Source organism: Corallococcus sp. AB038B (genome assembly GCF_003668955.1).
Classification (GTDB): domain Bacteria; phylum Myxococcota; class Myxococcia; order Myxococcales; family Myxococcaceae; genus Corallococcus; species Corallococcus exiguus.
Window position 1 is genome coordinate 2,166,880 of the sequence record NZ_RAWO01000001.1, and the last position, 20,301, is coordinate 2,187,180.

Consider the following 20,301-nt stretch of genomic DNA (forward strand, 5'->3'; position numbering starts at 1 on the left):
TCAGCCCGGCCATAATTGCATTCCGTGCATTGTGGGCTCTCTGTAAAAACTGCGGTGCAACCGGGAAACATACATCTCTGAGGATGGGTATGGGTGCTGGGCTTACCCCGCGTGGCGGCACGTTGGTGGAGTTGTTGTTGGGGCGGGCGGAGACGAAGCCCGACGAGCGCCTCTACTCCTTCCTGGAAGAAGACGGCCCGGACGCGGAGCTGACGTATCGCGGGCTGGATGCGCGGGCGCGACGTATCGCGGTGGCGCTCCAGGAGTCCACGCCCGCCGGTGAGCGCGCGGTGCTGCTGTATCCGCCGGGGCTGGAGTACGTGGCGGGCTTCTTCGGGTGTCTGTACGCGGGGGTGGTGGCGGTGCCGGCCTACCCGCCGGATCCGATGCGGCTGGAGCGGACGCTGCCGCGGCTGAGGGCCATCATCCAGGACGCGCAGGCGACGGTGGTGCTCACCACGTCCTTCGTGCTGTCGATGAAGGAGGCCCTCTTCGAGTTCGCGCCGGACCTGGCGGCGCTGCGCTGGGTGGCCACGGACGAACTGCCGGAAGGCGGGGAGGCAGGTTGGCGGGGCACGGAGGCGGATCCGGAGTCGCTGGCGTTCCTCCAGTACACCTCTGGCTCCACGGGCACGCCGCGCGGGGTGATGCTGAGCCACGGCAATCTGTTGCACAACCTGAGGCTCATCTCCGGGGCCTTCCAGGTGCGCGCCGACAGCGCGGGCGTCATCTGGCTGCCGCCGTACCACGACATGGGGCTCATCGGCGGCATCCTCCAGCCGCTGTACGCCGGCTTCGCGTGCACGCTGATGTCGCCGATGACGTTCCTCAAGAACCCCTTCCGGTGGCTGGAGGCGCTGTCGCGCACCCGGGGCACCATCAGTGGAGGGCCCAACTTCGCCTTCGACCTGTGCGTGCGCAAGGTGTCGGAGGAGCAGCGGCGCCAGCTGGACCTGAGCCGTTGGGAGGTGGCGTTCTGCGGCGCGGAGCCCATCCGCGCGGAGGCGCTGGATCGCTTCGCGGAGGCGTTCGGGCCGAGCGGCTTCCGCCGGGAGGCGTTCTACACGTGCTACGGGCTGGCGGAAGGGACGCTCATCGCCTCCGGCGCGACGAAGGGCCACGTGCCGGTGCTGCGCACGCTGGATCGCAAGGCGCTGGAGCTGGGCCGGGCCGAGTCCCCGTCCGCGAGCACGGAGGCGCGCACGCTGGTGGGCTGCGGCAAGTCCCTGGAGGATCAGGAGCTGCGGGTGGTGCACCCGGAGCTGCGCGAGCCGTGTCCCCCGGGCGTGGTGGGAGAGGTCTGGGTGTCGGGACAGAGCGTCGCGCGCGGGTACTGGCGGCGGCCCGAGGAGTCCGAGGCGTCCTTCCAGGGTCGGCTGGCGGACGGGCGTGGCCCCTTCCTGCGCACCGGTGACCTGGGCTTCCTCGACGCGGACGGTGAGCTCTTCGTCACCGGCCGCATGAAGGACCTCATCATCCTGCGCGGGCGCAATCACTACCCGCAGGACCTGGAGCTGACCGCGGAGTCGAGCCACCCGGCGCTGCGGCCCGGCTGTGGCGCGGCCTTCGCCGTGGAGGTGGGCGGTCAGGAGCGGCTCGTCCTGGTCCAGGAGGTGGACCTGCGCCGCTACGCGAACCTGCGCCAGCAGTTCGAGGCGGGCGAGGTCGCCCTGGGCGCCATCCGCCAGCGGCTGGCCGAGGGGCACGAGGTGCGGCCCCACGCGGTGGTGCTCATCGAGCCGGGCAGTCTGTCGAAGACGTCCAGCGGCAAGGTGCAGCGCCGCGCCACCCGCGCGGCCTATCTGGAGGGTTCGCTGCGCGTCGTGCTGTCCTGGGAGGAGGAGGGTCCCCCGGAGGGTGGTCCTTCCGGTGGTGGTGTTTCCGGTGGTCCGTCGAGTGGGTCGTCGTCCGGGACGTCCTCGCCACCGTCCTCCGGGTCGGGCGGTGGGACGGCGCGCGCCGAGGGCGGGGCCGGCGCTCCGAGTCGGCTGGAGGCGGTGGAGGCGTGGCTGGTCTCGCGGCTGGCGGCGCGGCTGCACCTGCGCCCCGAGTCGCTCCGGCTCGACGAGCCCATCACCCGCCACGGGTTGGACTCGCTGGCCGCCGTCGAGCTCGCGAACGAGGTGGAGACCGGCCTGGGCGTGGCGTTGCCCATGGAGGTGCTCCTGCAGGGCCCCAGCCTGTCCGAGCTGGCCCGCCGCATCTGCGCGAAGCAGGAGGGGGCCCACCGGGGCGCGCCCACCCGGACGTCGCTCGAGGACGCGGTGCCGCTGTCCTTCGCGCAGCAGCGCCTGTGGTTCCTCCACCAGTTGGAGCCGGGCAGCCCGCTGCACCACATCCCCGCGGCCGTGCGCCTCACCGGCGAGCTGGACGTGGCGGCCCTGTCGGGAGCCCTGGGTGCGCTGGTGCGGCGCCACGAGGCCCTGCGCACCACGGTGGACGAGCGGGACGGCGTGCCCGTGCAGCGCGTCCTCGCCCACCTGGACGTGACGCCGCGAGTGGAGGACCTGACGGACGTGCCCGCGGCCCGGCGCGAGGCGGAGATGCACCGGCGCCTGCGGGAGGAGGCGTGCCGCCCTTTTGACCTGACGCACGGCCCGCTGCTGCGTGCGCTCCTGTTGCGCACCGGAGAGCGGGAGCACGTGCTGCTGCTGGTGGTGCACCACCTGGTGGCCGACGGCTGGTCCCTGGGCGTGCTCGTGCGCGAGGTGGGCGCGCTCTACGCCGCGCTTCGCGAGGGCCGGGACGCCGCGCTGCCGACGCTCCCCGTGCGGTACGTGGACTACACGGTCTGGCATAGGGAGTGGCTGAAGGGCGACGTGCTGGAGTCCCAGCTCGCGTGGTGGCGCAAGCAGCTCGCGGGCGCGCCGCCGGTGCTGGAGCTGCTGGGGGACGCGCCCCGGCCGCCTGTGCAGTCCTACCGGGGCGCGAAGCGGCCCGTGCGTCTGTCCGCGGAGCTCACCCGGGCCGTGCGCGAGTTGGCCGTGCGGGAGGGTGTGACGCCCTTCATGGTGTTGCTGGCCGCCTTCCAGGCGGTGTTGCACCGTTACTCCGGCCAGGAGGACGTGTGCGTGGGTACGCCGGTGGCGGGCCGGACGCACGCGGAGCTGGAGGGGATGGTGGGCGTGTGCATCAACGCGCTCGTGCTGCGCACGCGGGTGGAGGGACAGAAGTCCTTCCGGGATCTGCTGGCGCGCGTGCGCGAGGTGACCCTGGGCGCCTATGCGCACCAGGACGTGCCCTTCGAGCTGCTGGTGCAGGCCCTTCAGCCAGCGCGCTCGCGCAGCCACTCGCCGCTCTTCCAGGCCATGCTCATCCTGCAGCCGGCCTCGGCGGTGTCGCCCGCGCTGCCCGGCGTGGAGGCGCGCCTGGAGGACGTGGACACCGGCACGGCGCAGTACGACCTGACGCTGTCGCTGCACCAGGTCCAGGGCGCGCTGGAAGGGACGCTGGAGTACAGCACCGACCTCTTCCAGGCCTCCACCGCCGCGCGGCTGGTGTCGAACCTGGAGACGCTGCTGACGGGCGCCGTGGCGGAGCCCTCGCGGGCGGTTTCCCAGCTGCCGCTGCTGTCGGAGGACGAGCGGCGGCGGGTGCTGGGGGAGTGGAACGCCACGCGCCGGCCCTACGAGGATGCGGGGCTCGCGGCGCTGCTGGAGGCGCAGGCTGCGCGCACGCCGGACGCGGTGGCGCTGGTGTCTGGCACGGAGCGCCTCACGTACCGCGCGCTGCACCGCCGGGCGAACGCGCTGGCGTCGCGGCTGCGCGCGGAGGGCGTGGGGCCCGAGGTCGTGGTGGGCCTGTGCGTGCGCCGCTCGGTGGAGCTGGTGGTGGGGATGCTGGGCATCCTCAAGGCGGGAGGCGCGTACCTGCCGCTGGACCCCAACTACCCGGCGGAGCGGCTGGCGTACATGTTGGAGGACTCGGGGGCGCGCCTGCTGCTGACGCAGGCGTCGCTGGCCGGGACGCTGGGCGCGGACGGCGTGCGCCCGGTCCTGGTGGACGCGCCGGAGTCGCTCGGCGAGGCGTCCGAGCACGGGCCCGGCGACGGCGCGGGCCCGGAGCACCTGGCGTATGTGCTGTACACGTCGGGCAGCACGGGGCGCCCCAAGGGCGTGCAGGTGGTGCAGCGCAACGTGGCCAACTTCTTCGCCGGCATGGACGAGCGCGTGCCGGTGGGGCCTCGGCCGGTGTGGCTGGCCGTCACCAGCGTCTCCTTCGACATCTCCGTGCTGGAGCTGCTGTGGACGCTGGCGCGCGGGTTCCAGGTGGTGGTGCACGGGGACGAGGTGGGCGCGGCCTCGGTGCTGGCGGAGGTGCGCCAGCACTCGGTGACGCACCTGCAGGGCACGCCGTCGCTGGCGCGGGCGCTGCTGCTGGAGCCCGGAGCCGAGGACGTGCTGGGCACGCTGCGCTGCCTGATGGTGGGCGGTGAGGCCCTTCCTCCGGCGCTGGCGGCATCGCTGGCGAGGCGGCTGCCCCGGCGGCTGCTCAACATGTATGGCCCGACGGAGACCACCGTCTGGTCCTCCACGCACACGGTGGGGGCGGCGGAGTCGCCGGTGCCGATTGGCAGGCCCCTGGCCAACACGGAGCTGTACGTGCTGGACGCGCACCTGCGCCCGGTACCGGGAGGCGTGGCAGGAGAGCTGTACATCGGCGGCGAGGGCGTGGTGCGCGGCTACCGCGGACGCCCGGAGCTGTCGGCGGAGCGCTTCATTCCGGATCCGTTCAGCGGCAGGCCGGGGGCGCGGCTGTACCGGACGGGAGACCTGGCGCGGTGGAGGGCGGACGGGACGCTGGAGTTCCTGGGCCGCGTGGACTTCCAGGTGAAGGTGCGCGGCTTCCGCATCGAATTGGGCGAAGTGGAGGCCGTCCTCGCGCGGCACCCTGGCGTCCTGGCCGCGGTGGTGTCCGCCCGCGAGGATTCGCCCGGGGACCGGAGGCTGGTGGCGTATGCCGTGCCCCGCCCGGGACACACGCTGGACGTCAGCTCGCTGCGCGAGCACCTGCGGCGCGGGCTGCCGGAGTACATGGTGCCCTCGGCCTTCGTGGTGCTTGCTGCGCTGCCGCTGACGCCCAACGGCAAGGTGGACCGCAAGGCGCTGCCCGCGCCGGAGGGCCGGGGGCTGGAGCCGCGCCGCGAGACCTTCGTCGCGCCGCGCACGCCCACCGAGGAGCGGGTGGCGGGACTCTGGGTGCGCCTGCTGCAGGTGGAGCGGGTGGGCCTCCACGATGACTTCTTCGAGCTGGGCGGGCACTCGCTGCTGGCGGCCCGGCTGGTGGCCGCGGTGCGCGCGTCGTTCGGCGTGGAGGTGCCGCTGCGGGACGTGTTCTCGGCCCCGACGGTGGCCGGCCTGGCGGAGCGACTCCAGGCCGCGGCGGGAGGCGGGCTGGCCTCGGTGCTGCCCCCGGTGCGGCCCGTGGCTCGCGGCGAGACGGCGCCGCTGTCGTTCGCGCAGCAGCGGCTGTGGTTCCTGGACCAGATGGAGCCGGGCAACCCGGCGTACAACGTTCCCGGCGCCGTGTGGCTCGACGGCGCCCTCGACGTGGCCGCCATCGAGGAGGCGCTCCGCGAGGTGCTCCGGCGTCACGAGGCCCTTCGGACGCGCTTCAGTGAGCAGGAGGGAGGACCCGTCCAGGTCATCTCGCCCGTGCCGGACGGCCCGCTGTTGGAGGTGGTGGAGGTCCAGGGCGGGGATGCGGCCGCGCGCGAGGACGAGGCCCTCCGGCGCTCCCGTGAGGAGGCCCGCCGTCCGTTCGAGCTCACGCGCGGGCCGCTGATGCGCGCCACGCTGCTGCGGCTCGGGGCGCATGAGCACGTGCTGCTGCTGACGCTCCACCACATCATCTCGGATGGCTGGTCGCTGCGGGTGCTGGTGCGCGAGGTGGTGCAGGCCTATGGGGCCCTCGTCGAGGGACGTGCCCCCGTGCTGCCACTGCTCCCGGTGCAGTACGCGGATCATGCACTGTGGCAGCGGGAGTGGCTCCGGGGCGAGGTGCTGGACGCGCAGGTGGCCTGGTGGCGCGAGCAACTGGTGGGGGCGCCTCCCGTGCTGGACCTTCCCACCGACAGGCCCCGCACGGCGGTGCAGGGCTTCCGCGGCGCGCTGCTGCCGGTCCAGTTGACCCGGGAGCTCTCCGGCGCGCTGAAGTCGCTGGCCCGTGCGGAGGGCGTCACGCCCTTCATGGTGCTGCTGGCGGGGCTCCAGGTGCTGCTGTCGCGGTACTCGGGACAGCAGGACGTGAGCGTGGGCACGCCGGTGGCGGGGCGCCACGGCGCGGAGGTGGAGGAGCTGATCGGCGTGTTCATCAACACGCTGGTGCTGCGCACGAAGCTGGAGTCCGAGGCGTCCTTCCGGACACTGCTGGGACAGGTGCGCGAGACGACCCTGGGCGCGTTCGCGCACCAGCAGGTGCCCTTCGAGCGGCTGGTGCAGGCGCTCCAGCCCGAGCGGCGGCTGGGGTACTCGCCGCTGTTCCAGGTGATGCTCATCCTCCAGCAGGACCTGCAGGCCGAGCTGAACCTGCCAGGGCTGAGCGCGCGCCTGCGCGACGTGGATGTCGGCACCTCCCGCTTCGACTTCACGCTCTCCCTCGCGGACACGGCGGAGGGGTTCCAGGGGACGCTGGAATACAGCACGGACCTGTTCGAGGCGGCGACGGTGCAGCGGATGCTGGGGCACCTGCGCGTGCTGCTGGAGGCTGCGGTCGCGGCGCCGGAGCGCAAGTTGTCCGAGGTGACGCTGCTGACGGAGGCGGAGCGTCAGCAGGTGCTGAAGGGCTGGAACGCGACGGCGCAGGAGTACGCGCGAGAGAGCAGCATCGCGGAGGAGTTCTCGCGGCAGGTGGCGCAGCGGCCGGACGCCGTGGCGGTGGAGTGCGGGGAAGAGAAGCTGAGTTACCGGCAGCTCGATGAGCGAGCCAACCAGCTGGCGCACTTGCTGAGGAGCAAGGGCGTTGGAGCCGAGGAGCGGGTGGGGCTGTGCCTGGAGCGCTCGGTGGAGCTGGTGGTGGCGCTGGTGGGCATCGCGAAGTCCGGAGGCGCGTACGTGCCGCTGGAAGCGGACTACCCCCAGTCGCGGCTTGAGCAGATGGTGTCGGAGGTGAGGCCGCGAGTGGTGGTGACGCGGCGGGCGCTGGCGGAGAAGCTGCCGGTGCAGGGCGTGGAGTGCGTGCTGCTGGAGGAAGTTGCGGAGACGCTTGCGCAGCAGCCGAAGCACGCGCCGAAGAGTGGAGTGGGTGGACGCAACCTGGCGTACATCGACTTCACGTCGGGAAGCACGGGCAAGCCCAAGGGCGTGTGCACGGAGCAGCGCGGAGTGCTGCGCACGGTGAAGGGGACGAAGTACGCGCAGCTGGGCCCCGAAGAGACGCTGCTGCTGATAGCCCCGGTGTCGTTCGACGCTTCGACGCTGGAGGTGTGGGGCAGCCTGCTGAATGGGGCGCGGCTGGTGGTGTACCCGCCGGGCCCGGTGGGAGACGTGGAGGAGTTGAAGCGGGTGGTGAAGGGGAAGGGCGTGACGACGCTGCACCTGACGGCGGGCCTCTTCGCGCAGGTGGTGGACGCGGACGTGGAGGTGCTGCGCGGCCTCAAGCAGCTGCTGACGGGCGGAGACGTGGTGTCGGCGCCGCACGTGCGTCGGGTGGTGGAAGAGCTGAAGGTGCCGGTGACGGCGTGCTACGGCCCGACGGAGAACACGCTCTTCACCAGCTGCCACCGGATGACGGAAGGCAGTCAGGTGGGTGAGGTGGTGGCCATCGGCCAGCCGATTGGTAACACGCGCGTGTACGTGCTGGACGCGGCGCTGAGTCCGGTGCCGGTGGGAGTGGCCGGAGAGCTGTACGCAGCCGGAGAGGGCGTGGCGCGCGGCTACCTGGGAAGCGCGGAGCTGACGGCGGAGCGCTTCATCCCGGACGTGCACGGCGGCGTGGCCGGGGAGCGGATGTACCGGACGGGAGACCTGGCGCGGTGGCGCGCGGACGGGACGCTGGAGTTCCTGGGCCGTGCGGACACGCAGGTGAAGGTGCGTGGCTTCCGAATCGAGCTGGGCGAAGTGGAAGGAGCGCTGCGAGCGCACCCGGCGGTGAAAGAAGCAGTGGTGGTGGCCAAGGGCCAGGGCGCCGGAGACAAGCGCCTCGTCGCCTACGTCGTCGGTCATGGCCCCGAGCTTCTGGATGTAGGGGAGCTGCGCCGCGCGCTCCAGAGCCGGGTGCCGGAGTACATGGTCCCCGCGATCTTCGTGCCGCTGGAGGCGCTGCCGCTGACGTCGAACGGCAAGGTGGATCGCAAGGCCCTGCCCGAGCCGGAAGGCGTTCGTCCGGAGCTGGCGCGTCAGTACGTGGCGCCGCGCACGGAGGTGGAGAAGACGCTTGCGGAGGTCTGGGCCCAGGTGCTGGGGCTGGACCGCGTGGGCGTGCAGGACAACTTCTTCGAGCTGGGTGGTGACTCCATCCTGAGCCTGCAGGTGGTGTCCCGCGCGAAGAGGGCGGGCCTGGAGGTGACGCCGAAGCAGCTCTTCCAGAAGCAGACGGTGGAGGCGCTGGCGCAGGTGGTGAAGGCCGCGCAGGTGGTGGCCGCGCAGGGCCCGGTGGAAGGCCCGGTGGAGCTGACGCCTGTGCAGCAGGCGTTCTTCGAGCAGGAGCGGAGTCAGCCGCACCACTTCAACCAGTCGCTGCTGCTGGAAGTCTCGCGCGCGCTGGACGCGGCGGTGCTGGAGAGGGCGCTGAATGAGGTGGTGAAGCACCACGACGCGCTGCGGATGCGCTTCGAGCGAGTGGACGGCGAGTGGAAGCAGCGCAACGCGAGCGTGGAAGAAGCGGGTGCGCTGAAGCTGGAGCAGGTGGACCTGCGCGGGGCGCAGGACGTGGCCACGGAGCTGGAGCAGGTGGCGACGCGGGTGCAGGGCAGCCTGGACTTGGAGAAGGGCCCGCTGGTGAAGGCGGTGCTCTTCGAGCTGGGAGAGAAGGGCCGGCGGCTGCTGGTGGTGGTGCACCACCTGGTGGTGGATGGGGTGTCGTGGCGGGTGTTGGTGGAGGACGTGGAGCGGGCGTGCGAGCAGGTGGAGTTGGGGCCGAAGAGCGCCTCGTACCAGCAGTGGGCCAAGAGGCTGAAGGAGTACGCGGGGCAGGTGGAAGGGGAGGTTGCGTACTGGGAGGCCCAGGGCGCCGCGCAGGTGCCGTCGCTGCCAGTGGACGAGGCGGGCGGCCGCAACGAGACAGGCCTGGAGGGAGAGGTCCGTCTGGAGTTGAGCCGCGAGGAGACGGCGGCGCTGCTGCGCGAGGTGCCCGGTGCGTACCGGGCGCGAGTGGATGAAGTGCTGCTGGCGGGACTGGCGGCGGCGCTGAAGAAGTGGAGAGGGCTGGAGCAGGTGCGGGTGGAGCTGGAGGGCCACGGGCGCGAGGAGGAAGTGGGGCTGGAGGTGTCGCGCACGGTGGGTTGGTTCACCAGCGTGTACCCGGTGGTGGTGGAGGCGCCGAAGGCGGAAGGCGCGGGCGCGTGGGTGAGGGCGGTGAAGGAGACGGTGCGGCGGGTGCCTGGAAAGGGCCTGGGCTTCGGGCTGCTGAAGTACCTGGGCAGTGACGAGAGTCAGAAGAAGCTGCGCGCGCTGCCGAAGGCGGAAGTCGTCTTCAACTACCTGGGCCAGGTGGACGCGACGGCGGCGCAGTCGAAGTACTTCGCGCCGGCGAAGGAGAAGGCGGGCGAGGCGCAGGCGAAGGGCGAGAAGCGCGCGCACGTGTTGGGCGTCAACGGACTGGTGGTGGGCGGCCGCTTGGAAGTGGCCATCGACTACGGCCGAGAGCTGCACCGGCGCGAGAGCGTGGAAGAGCTGGCGCGGCACTACGCCCAGGAGTTGCGTCAGTTGCTGCGGCAGCGGACGGAGTCCGAAGCAGGGCTGTGGACGCCGGTGGATTTCCCGCTGGTGAAGGCCAGCGCGCAGCAGTTGGAGAAGGTGCTGGGCCGGGGCGAGGGCGTAGAGGACGTCTATCCGCTCTCTCCGTTGCAGCAGGGTCTGCTCTTCCACTCGCTGCTGGAAGGCGGCAGCGGCGTGTACGTGGAGCAGCTCGCGTGGGAAGTGCGCGGCGGGCTGAAGGTGGAGGCACTGAAGCAGGCGTGGCAGACGGTGGTGGAGCGGCTGTCCATCCTGCGCACGCGCTTCCTCTGGGAAGGGCTGGAGGAGCCGCTGCAAGTGGTGCAGCGCACGGTGCAGCTGCCGTGGGAAGAGCGTGACTGGAGCAGCCTGGGCCGCGAGGCGCAGCAGCACGCGCTGGACGAGTACCTGAAGGAAGACGCCCGCCAGGGCTTCGAATTGGGCCAGGCGCCGCTGATGCGCATGGCGGTGATGAAGCTGGGCGAGGAGGGGTGGCGGTGCGTGTGGAGCCACCACCACCTGCTGCTGGACGGGTGGAGCCTCGGTCTGGTGCTGGAGGAGGTCTTCACGACGTACGAGGCGCTCGTCACGGGCGGCGACGTGCGAGGCAGGACGCGCCCTGCGTACCGCGAGTACATCGGGTGGCTTGCGAAGCAGGACACGAAGAAGGCGGAGGCGTACTGGCGTGAGGCGCTGAAGGGCGTGAGCGCGCCGACGCGGCTGCCGCTGGAAGCGCGTGGGGCGAAGGGCGGCACGAACAACCAGGACGAGGTGACGCTGCAGCTGACGGAGGAGGAGACGTCGGCGGTGCAGGGCTTCGCGCAGCGGCAGCAGGTGACGGTGAACACCCTGGTGCAGGGCGCCTGGGCATTGGTGCTGGGACGGCACGCGGGCGAAGGCGAAGTCGTCTTCGGCGCCACGGTGGCGGGCCGCCCGGCCGAGCTCGACGGTGTCGAAGGCATGGTCGGCCTCTTCATCAACACGCTCCCGGTCCGGGTGCAGCTGCCCGATGACGGAGGAGTGGCGGAGTGGCTGAAGGGGCTCCAGAAGCAGCAGGCCGAGCAGCAGCAGTTCGAGCAGAGCCCGCTGGTGCAGGTGCAGGGCTGGAGCAACGTGCCTCGCGGCCAGCCGCTCTTCGACAGCTTGTTGATCTTCGAGAACTACCCTGTCGATGAGTCGCTGAAGGGCCGTGCGAGCCGTTGGGACGTGCGGGATGTCCGCTCGAAGGAGCGGACGAACTACGCGCTCACGTTGTCCGCGATGCCCGGCTCCCAGCTACGGCTGAAGCTGGTCTACGAGACCCCGCGCTTCGAGCAGCGCGGGATGGATGTGCTGCTGAATCAGTGGAAGGTGGCGCTGCTGGAGTTGGTGGCGAGCGCCAGCAAGCGGCTCTCCGAGGTGCCGCTGCTGACGGAGGCGGAGCGCCAGCAGGTGCTGAAGGGATGGAACGCGACGGAGCAGGAGTACGCGCGCGAAAGCAGCATCGCGGAGGAGTTCGAGCGTCAGGTGGCGCAGAGGCCGGACGCGGTGGCGGTGGAGTGCGGAGAAGAGAAGCTGACGTACCGGCAGCTCGATGAGCGAGCCAACCAGCTGGCGCACTTGCTGAGAAGCAAGGGCGTAGGAGCCGAGGAGCGGGTGGGGTTGTGCCTGGAGCGCTCGGTGGAGCTGGTGGTGGCGCTGGTGGGCATCGCGAAGTCCGGAGGCGCGTACGTGCCGCTGGAGGCGGACTACCCCCAGTCGCGGCTTGAGCAGATGGTGTCGGAGGTGAGGCCGCGAGTGGTGGTGACGCGGCGGGCGCTGGCGGAGAAGCTGCCGGTGCAGGGCGTGGAGTGCGTGCTGCTGGAGGAAATGGCGGAGACGCTGGCCCAGCAGCCGAAGCACGCGCCGAGGAGTGGAGTGAGTGGACGCAACCTGGCGTACATCGACTTCACCTCTGGAAGCACGGGCAAGCCGAAGGGCGTGTGCACGGAGCAGCGGGGCGTGCTGCGCACGGTGAAGGGGACGAAGTACGCGCACCTGGGCCCTGAAGAGACGCTGCTGCTGATTGCGCCGGTGTCGTTTGACGCCTCGACGCTGGAGGTATGGGGCAGCCTGCTGAATGGGGCAAGGCTGGTGGTGTACCCGCCGGGCCCGGTGGGAGACGTGGAAGAGTTGAAGCGGGTGGTGAAGGGGCAGGGCGTGACGACGCTGCACCTGACGGCGGGCCTCTTCGCGCAGGTGGTGGACGCGGACGTGGAGGTGCTGCGCGGCCTCAAGCAGTTGCTGACGGGCGGAGACGTGGTGTCGGCGCCGCACGTGCGTCGGGTGGTGGAAGAGCTGAAGGTGCCGGTGACGGCGTGCTACGGCCCGACGGAGAACACCCTATTCACCAGCTGCCACCGGATGACGGAAGGCAGTCAGGTGGGCGAAGTGGTGGCCATTGGCCAGCCGATTGGCAACACGCGCGTGTACGTGCTGGACGCGGCGCTGAATCCGGTACCGGTGGGCGTTGCAGGCGAGCTGTACGCAGCCGGCGAGGGCGTGGCGCGAGGCTACCTGGGAAGCGCGGAGCTGACGGCGGAGCGCTTCGTGCCGGACGTGCACGGAGGCCTGGCCGGAGAGCGGATGTACCGGACGGGAGACCTGGCGCGGTGGCGTGCGGACGGGACGCTGGAGTTCCTGGGCCGTGCGGACACGCAGGTGAAGGTGCGGGGCTTCCGAATCGAGCTGGGCGAAGTGGAGGGAGCGCTGCGAGCGCACCCTGCGGTGAAGGAAGCGGTGGTGGTGGCCAAGGGCCAGGGCGCGGGCGACAAGCGTCTCGTCGCCTACGTCGTCGGCCATGGCCCCGATTCGCTCGACGTGGGTGAGCTGCGTCGCGCACTCAAGAGCCGACTGCCCGAGTACATGGTGCCCTCGGCGTTCGTGACGCTGGAGGCGCTGCCGCTGACGTCGAACGGCAAGGTGGACCGCAAGGCCCTGCCGGAGCCGGAGGGCGCGCTGCTGGAACGGGCGCGAGAGTACGTGGCGCCGCGCACGGACGCGGAGAAGTCGCTGGCGGACGTGTGGACGCAGGTGCTGGGCGCGGAGCGCGTGGGCGTGCACGACAGCTTCTTCGAGCTGGGCGGGCACTCACTCCTCGCCACCCGTGCCATCTCCCGCATCCGAGAGGCGCTGAAGGTGGAGTTGCCCCTCAAGGCCCTCTTCGACGCGCCCACGGTGGCGGAGTTGGCCTCGCTCCTCCAGCGCAGCGCGATGGCGCCGACGACGCAGGCGCCACCGCTGGTCCGCGCGGATCGCTCGGGCCCGCTGCCCCTGTCCTTCGCCCAGCAGCGGCTGTGGTTCCTGGAGCAGCTCGCTCCGGGCGGCTCGCGCTACAACATCCCGGCCGTCTTCCGGCTGGAAGGGGCGCTCGACGTGGCCGCCCTGCGGCACGCGCTCCACGGGCTGCAGCAGCGCCACGAGTCCCTGCGCACCTCCTTCCGGGGAGAGGCCGGGGAGGTCTGGCAGGTCATCGCCTCGGAGGCGGAGCCGGTCCTGGAGCTCGTCGACCTGCGCCCCATCCCCGACGCCGAGCGCGAGGCCGAGGCACTGCGCCAGGCCACGCGAGAGGCCCAGCGGCCCTTCGACCTGGGCCGGAGCCCGCTGCTGCGCACCCTCCTGCTGCGGCTGGGTGAGCACACCCACGTGTTGGTGCTCACCGTGCACCACATCGTCTTCGACGGCTGGTCCACCCAGGTCCTCGTCCGCGACCTCACCGCGCTGTACGACGCCCATCGCCGGGGCCACGAGGCCCCGCTGCCTCCGCTGTCCATGCAGTACGCCGACTACGCGGTGTGGCAGCGCGCGTGGCTCCAGGGCGAGGCCCTGGAGTCGCAGCTCTCCTGGTGGAGGGCCCAGCTCGACGGCGCTCCGCCCGCCCTGGAGCTGCCCACGGACAAGCCCCGTCCGGCCGCGCAGTCCTCCCGTGGCGCGAGCCACCCGGTGTCGCTGCCGCGCGAGCTGGTGGAACGGCTCAAGGCACTCGGCCAGCGCGAGGGCGCCACGCCCTTCATGGTGATGCTCGCCGCCTTCCAGGCCCTGCTGTACCGCTACTCGGGCCAGGACGACATCAGCGTGGGCTCGCCCGGCGCCGGCCGTGGCCAGCTCGAGCTGGAGGGCGTCATCGGCTTCTTCATCAACACCCTGGTGCTGCGCACCCGCATGCCGGGCCCGCTCACGTTCCAGGAGCTGCTCGCCCGCGTGCGCGAGGTGACGCTCGGCGCCCACGCCCACCAGGACGTGCCCTTCGAGCGGCTCGTGGACGAGCTGCGTCCCGAGCGCGACCTCAGCCGCAATCCGCTGTTCCAGGCGTGGTTCGTCCTCAACCCCGAGGAGTCCCTGGCCCACGTCCTGCCGGGCCTCACCCTGCGGCCGCTGGCGCTGGAGGACTCCACCACCCAGTTCGACCTGACGCTGTCGCTCGTCGACTCGCCCGACGGCTTCTCCGGCGCCATCTCGTACGCCACCGACCTGTTCGAACCGGCCACCATCGCCCGCATGAGCAGCCACCTGCGGGCGCTCGTCGAGGCGCTGGTGGAGTCGCCCACGCGGCCCCTGGCCACGCTGCCGATGCTCGCTCCGGCCGAGCGGCATCAGCTGCTGCGCGCGTGGAACGACACCGCCCGTCCCGTCGCGTCCGAGCCCGTCCACCGCCTCTTCGAGGCCCAGGTGCGCCGCACCCCGGACGCCATCGCCGTCACCTTCGATGGCCAGGAACTCACCTACGCGGAGCTCAACGGCCGCGCGAACCAGCTCGCGCACTACCTGCGCGCGCGCGGCGTGCTGCCCGACGTCCTCGTGGGCCTCTACGTCGACCGCTCGCTGGAGCTGCTGGTGGGTGTGCTCGGCATCCTCAAGTCCGGCGCCGCCTACGTCCCGCTGGATCCCGCCCTGCCCGAGGACCGGCTCGAGCTCATCGCCGACGAGGCCCGCACGCCGCTGCTGCTGACGCAGGAGTCGCTGGCGGATCAGCTCAGCCACCGTGCCGCCCACACCCTGTGCCTGGACCTGGACTGGGATCGCGTGGAGCGCTACCCGGACCATGACCTGGAGGGAGGCGCCAAGGACAGCCACCTCGCCTATGTCATCTTCACCTCCGGCTCCACGGGCACCCCCAAGGGCGTGCTGCTGGAGCACCGCGGGCTGACCAACACCACCCTGGCCTGCATCGAGGCCCTGGAGCTGGGCCCCGGGAAGCGGGTGCTGCAGTTCTTCTCCTCCGGCTTCGACGCGTCCGTCTGGGAAATCTTCCCGACGCTGGTGTCCGGCGCCCGGCTGTCCCTGGCACGCCGGGAGGACCTGATGCCCGGCACGTCCCTGAAGACGCTGCTCGCCGAGCACGCCATCACCACCGTGACGCTCACGCCGTCGGTGCTGGCCCAGCTGTCGCCCGACGAGCTGCCGGCCCTGAAGGTGGTGGCCGCGGCGGGCGAGGCCTGCACGCCGGAAGTGGTGGCGCGCTGGAAGCCCGGCCGGCGGTTCATCAACGCCTACGGCCCCACGGAGACCACCATCTGCGCCACCTTCAGCGCGGACGTGGACGCGGCCCGGCCCACCATCGGCCAGCCCATCACCAACGCCCAGGTGTACGTGCTGGATGCGCACCTGGAGCCCGTCCCCACGGGGCTGCCCGGCGAGCTGTACATCGGCGGCGCGGGCGTGGGCCGCGGCTACCTCGGCCGTCCCGAGCTGACGGCGGACCGCTTCGTGCCGGATCCGTTCCTCGGTGCCCCCGGCGCCCGGCTGTACCGCACCGGTGACCTGGTGCGCTGGCTGCCCGAGGGCTCCATCGAGTTCCTGGGACGGCTCGACAACCAGGTGAAGCTGCGCGGCTACCGCGTGGAGCTGGGCGAAGTGGAGGCCGTGCTGCTCAAGCACCCCGGGGTGCGCGAAGCAGTGGTGCTGGTGCGCGAGGACGCGCCGGGCCTGATGCGGATGGTGGCCTACCACGTCGGGGAGGACTCGCTCACCGCGGCCGAGCTGCGCGGCTTCCTCCAGGCGCGGCTGCCCGAGTACATGGTCCCCTCCGCGTTCGTCGCGCTGCCCACGCTGCCGCTGAGCTCCAGCGGCAAGGTGGACAAGCAGGCGCTGCCGGTGCCGGAGACGCTGCGCGCCGAGGAGGACTTCGTCGGGCCGTCCACCGACACGGAGCGGCGGCTCGCCGCCATCTGGAGCGAGCTGCTCGGCGTGGAGCGCGTCAGCGTGCACGACAGCTTCTTCGACCTGGGCGGCCACTCGCTGGTGGCCACCCAGCTGCTGTCGCGCATCCGCAACGGCTTCCAGGTGGAGCTGCCCCTGCGCGTCGTCTTCGAGGCCCGCACCCTGGCCGAGCAGGCCGCGCGCGTGGACGCCCTCGCCGGACACGCGAGCGGGGCCGACGCCTTCCCCCTGCGGCCCATGCCGCGGCGGGAGCGCATGCCCATGTCCTTCGCGCAGCAGCGGCTCTGGTTCCTGGATCAGCTGGAGCCGGGGATGCCCTTCTACAACATCCCCATCGCGGTCCGGGTCGAGGGCGCGCTGAACGCCGAGGCGCTGGATCGCGCCTTCCAGGAGGTGGTGCGCCGCCATGAGTCCCTGCGCACCACGTTCCACGACGGCGAGGACGGTCCGGCCCAGGTGGTGTGGCCCCAGGCGATGCCGCCGCTGTCCCGGATGGACCTGCGCGAGCTTCCGGAAGCGCAGCGCGACGCGCAGGCGCAGCGGCTCCAGGAGGAGGAGGCGCGCCGGCCGTTCGACCTGGCGCGCGGCCCGCTGGTGCGCGCCACGCTGCTGTGGCTGAGCGAGGAGTCGCACCTGCTGCTCCTGACGATGCACCACATCGTCTCGGACGGCTGGTCCATGGGCGTGCTGGTGCGCGAGGTGGTGTCGCTCTACGGGGCCTACCGCGACGGCCAGCCCTCGCCCCTGCCGGAGCTGACGCTGCAGTACGCGGACTACGCGGCGTGGCAGCGGCAGTGGCTGCGGGAAGAAACCCTGGAGACGCAGCTCGGCTACTGGCGGAAGCAGCTGGAGGGCGCGCCCTCCTCGCTGGAGCTGCCGGCGGACCGTCCGCGGCCCGCGGCGCGCAGCTACCGGGGCGGAACGCACGTGTCGATGATGGACGCGCGCCTCGCCGGCAACCTGGAGGCGCTGGGCCAGCGCGAGGGCGCCACCCTCTTCATGGTCCTGATGGCGGGCTTCCAGTCCCTGCTGCACCGCTACAGCGGGCAGACCGACCTGGTGGTGGGCACGGACGTGGCCAACCGCAACCACGCGGAGACCGAGTCGCTCATTGGCTTCTTCATCAACCAGCTCGTGCTGCGCCTGCGAATGGAGGGCGACCCGACCTTCACCGAGCTGCTGGCGCAGGCGAAGCAGGTGTCGATGGACGCGTACGCGCACCAGGACCTCCCCTTCGAGGAGGTGGTGCGCGCCATCAACCCGGACCGCACCACGGCGCACGCGCCGCTGTTCCAGGTGAAGTTCGTGCTCCAGAACATGCCCGTGTCGGCGCTGGAGCTGCCCGGGCTCAAGGTGAGCGCGGAGGGTGGCGACCCGGCCACCGCGAAGCTGGACCTGACGGTGCTGGTGAACCCCCGGCCCGACGGGCTGGTCATCACCTGGATGTACAGCATGGACCTCTTCGACGAGCCCACCATCGCGCTCCTGGCGCGGCGCTTCCAGCGGCTGCTGGAGGGCGTGGTGGCCCAGAAGGGCGGCGCCCTGCGGCTGTCCCAGCTCCCCCTGCTGTCCGAGGAGGAGCGCAAGCGCGTGCTGGTGGATTGGAACGACACCGCGGCGCCGTACGAGCGGCGGTGCATCCACGAGCTCATCTCCGCGCAGGCGGCGCGCGTGCCGGACGCGGTGGCGGTGGTGGCTGGTGACGAGCGGCTCACCTACGCGGAGCTGGAGCTCAAGGCCAACCAGCTGGCGCACTGGCTGAAGGCGCTGGGCGTGGGGCCGGAGACGCGGGTGGGCCTGTTCGTGGAGCGGCGGGCGCACGCGCTGGTGGGCATGCTGGGCATCCTCAAGGCCGGCGGCGCCTACGTGGCCCTGGACCCGGCGCACGCGCACATGAGCGAGCGCGTGCGGCACGTCCTCAACGACGCGCGGGTGCAGGTCATCGTCACCGAAGAGGCGCTGGCCAACGAGCTGCCGTCGCAGGGCGAGTTCCTGGTCAGCCTGGACGCCGGGGACGGGCTCTTGGAGTCCCAGCCGGAGGAGGCGCCGGTCAGCGGCGCGGTGCCGGGCAACGTGGCCTACGTCATCTACACGTCGGGAAGCACGGGGCAGCCCAAGGGCGTGTGCATCGAACACGGCCAGCTCGCCTGCTACGTGGCGGGCGTGAGCCGCAGGCTGGACCTGCCGCGCGAGATGAGCTTCGCGTCGGTGTCCACGCTGGCGGCGGACCTGGGGCACACCGCGCTCTTCCCCACGCTGTGCGCGGGCGGGGCGGTGCACCTGGTGGACCGGCAGACCGTCTCGGACTCGGCGCTGATGACGGCGTACGGGCGCGAGCACCAGGTGGAGGGCTTGAAGATCGTCCCGACGCACCTGGAGGCGCTGCTGGCGGACGAGGCCGCCCAGGCGCTGCTGCCTCGCAAGCGGTTGGTGCTGGGCGGCGACAAGTCGGAGTGGACGCTGGTGGAGCGGGTGCACGCGCTCGCGCCGGAGTGCGAGGTGTTCAACCACTACGGCCCCACGGAGACGACGGTGGGCGTGCTCGCGCAGAAGGTGGAGCGCGGCGTGCGCGTGCCAGGGGCGCAGACGGTGCCGCTGGGCAAGCCCCTGGGCAACGTGCGGGTGTACGTGCTGGACGGGTATGGCCAGCCGGTGCCCCCGGGCGTGCCGGGCGAGCTGTTCGTCGGCGGCGAGAGTGTCGGCCGCGGCTACCTGGGCCGGCCGGACCTGACGGCGGAGCGCTTCCTGCCAGACGGCTTCAGCAACGTGGCCGGCGCCAGGCTCTACCGCACCGGAGACCGGGTGCGGTGGCTGGAGGACGGCCGCATCGAGTTCCTCGGCCGCGTGGACCACCAGCTCAAGATTCGCGGCTACCGCGTGGAGCTGGGCGAGGTGGAGGCGGTGCTGGCACAGCATGCCGGCGTGGGCGAGTGCGTGGTGGTGGCGCGCGACGAGGCCAGCGGAAAGCAGCTGGTGGCGTACGCGGTGGCGAAGCCGGGCGTCACCCTGGAGGAAGCGGGGCTGCGCGACCACCTGGCGGCCCGGCTGCCGGACTACATGGTCCCGTCGGCCTTCGTGGTGCTGGAAGCGCTGCCGCTGACGTCCAATGGCAAGGTGGACCGCAAGGCGCTCCCGGCGCCGTCGCGCGTGCGGACGGAGACGTCCTACACCGCTCCGCGCACGCCGACGGAGGAACGGCTGGCGGTGCTCTGGCGGGAGCTGCTCAACGTGCCGCGCGTGAGCGTGCACGATGACTTCTTCGACCTGGGCGGCCACTCGCTGCTGGCCACGCAGGTGGTGGCGCGCGTGCGGGCGCTGTTCGACGTCCAGCTCGCGGTCATCGACCTCTTCGAGGCGCCGACGCTGGAAGGACTGGCGGCGCGCATCGAGGCGGGCACGTCGTCGGACTCGCCGCTGGTGACGCTGCGCAAGGGCGGTGAGTCGCGTCCCTTCTTCTGCGTGCACCCGGTGGGTGGCAGCGTGCTCGGCTACCTGGAGCTGGCGCGGCGCCTGCCGCCGGAGCAGCCCTTCTACGGGTTGCAGGTGCCGGCGAGCGGAGGTGGCGAGACGGTGGAGGAGATGGCCACCCGCTACCTGGAGGCCGTGCGCGAGGTGCAGCCGGAAGGGCCGTACCTGCTGGGCGGCTGGTCGCTGGGCGGACGCGTCGCGTACGAGATGGCGCGGCAGCTCGAGGCCCTGGGCGAGCAGGTGGGGATGCTGGTCGTCATCGACGCGAGCAGCCAGGACGAGGGCCCGGCCGAGGAGGAGTGGCAGGGCGTGCTCGAGTTCGCGGACCACCTGTCGAAGCTGTCGGGCGTGCACCCGCGCGCGGCCGAAGTGCTCCAGCAGGTGGACGCGGTGGAGCTGCGCTCCCTGCTGGAGGGGCCGGCCCCCGTCATCCCGGGCCTCGAGGAGGAGGCGTGCGAGGAGCTGCGCGGGCTGTGGCGGGTGTTCGCGCGAAACCGGCGGGCTGCTCGGGCCTTCGTGCCCGGGTCCTATAGCGGCTCACTGGTGCTGCTGCGGGCCGCCGAGGCGCCTCCGGACCTGGAGGCGGACCTGGGCTGGGGCAGGGTGGCGCGGGGCGGGGTGGAGGTGCTCGAAGTGCCGGGCGACCACTTCACCCTCATCGCCATGCCGCACGTGGAGGCGTTGGCCGAGCGCCTCACGGCCTTGCTGGAGCGGGCCCGATCCGGGGACTCGTTCCAGCGGGTCGGGTAGTCCCGGCCCAGTGCCGGCGGCCCGGGTGTTCAGG

At 71.8% G+C, this 20,301-nt stretch carries 1 protein-coding gene; it reads left to right on the forward strand.

The window, feature by feature from the left end; genetic code table 11:
• Nucleotides 1–89: 89 nt before the first annotated feature.
• Nucleotides 90–20,267 carry a non-ribosomal peptide synthase/polyketide synthase gene (locus D7Y04_RS09120; RefSeq protein WP_158627470.1) on the forward strand — a complete coding sequence of 6,726 codons (20,178 nt, stop codon included), beginning with the start codon at nt 90–92 and terminating at the stop codon, nt 20,265–20,267.
• Nucleotides 20,268–20,301 lie beyond the last annotated feature (34 nt).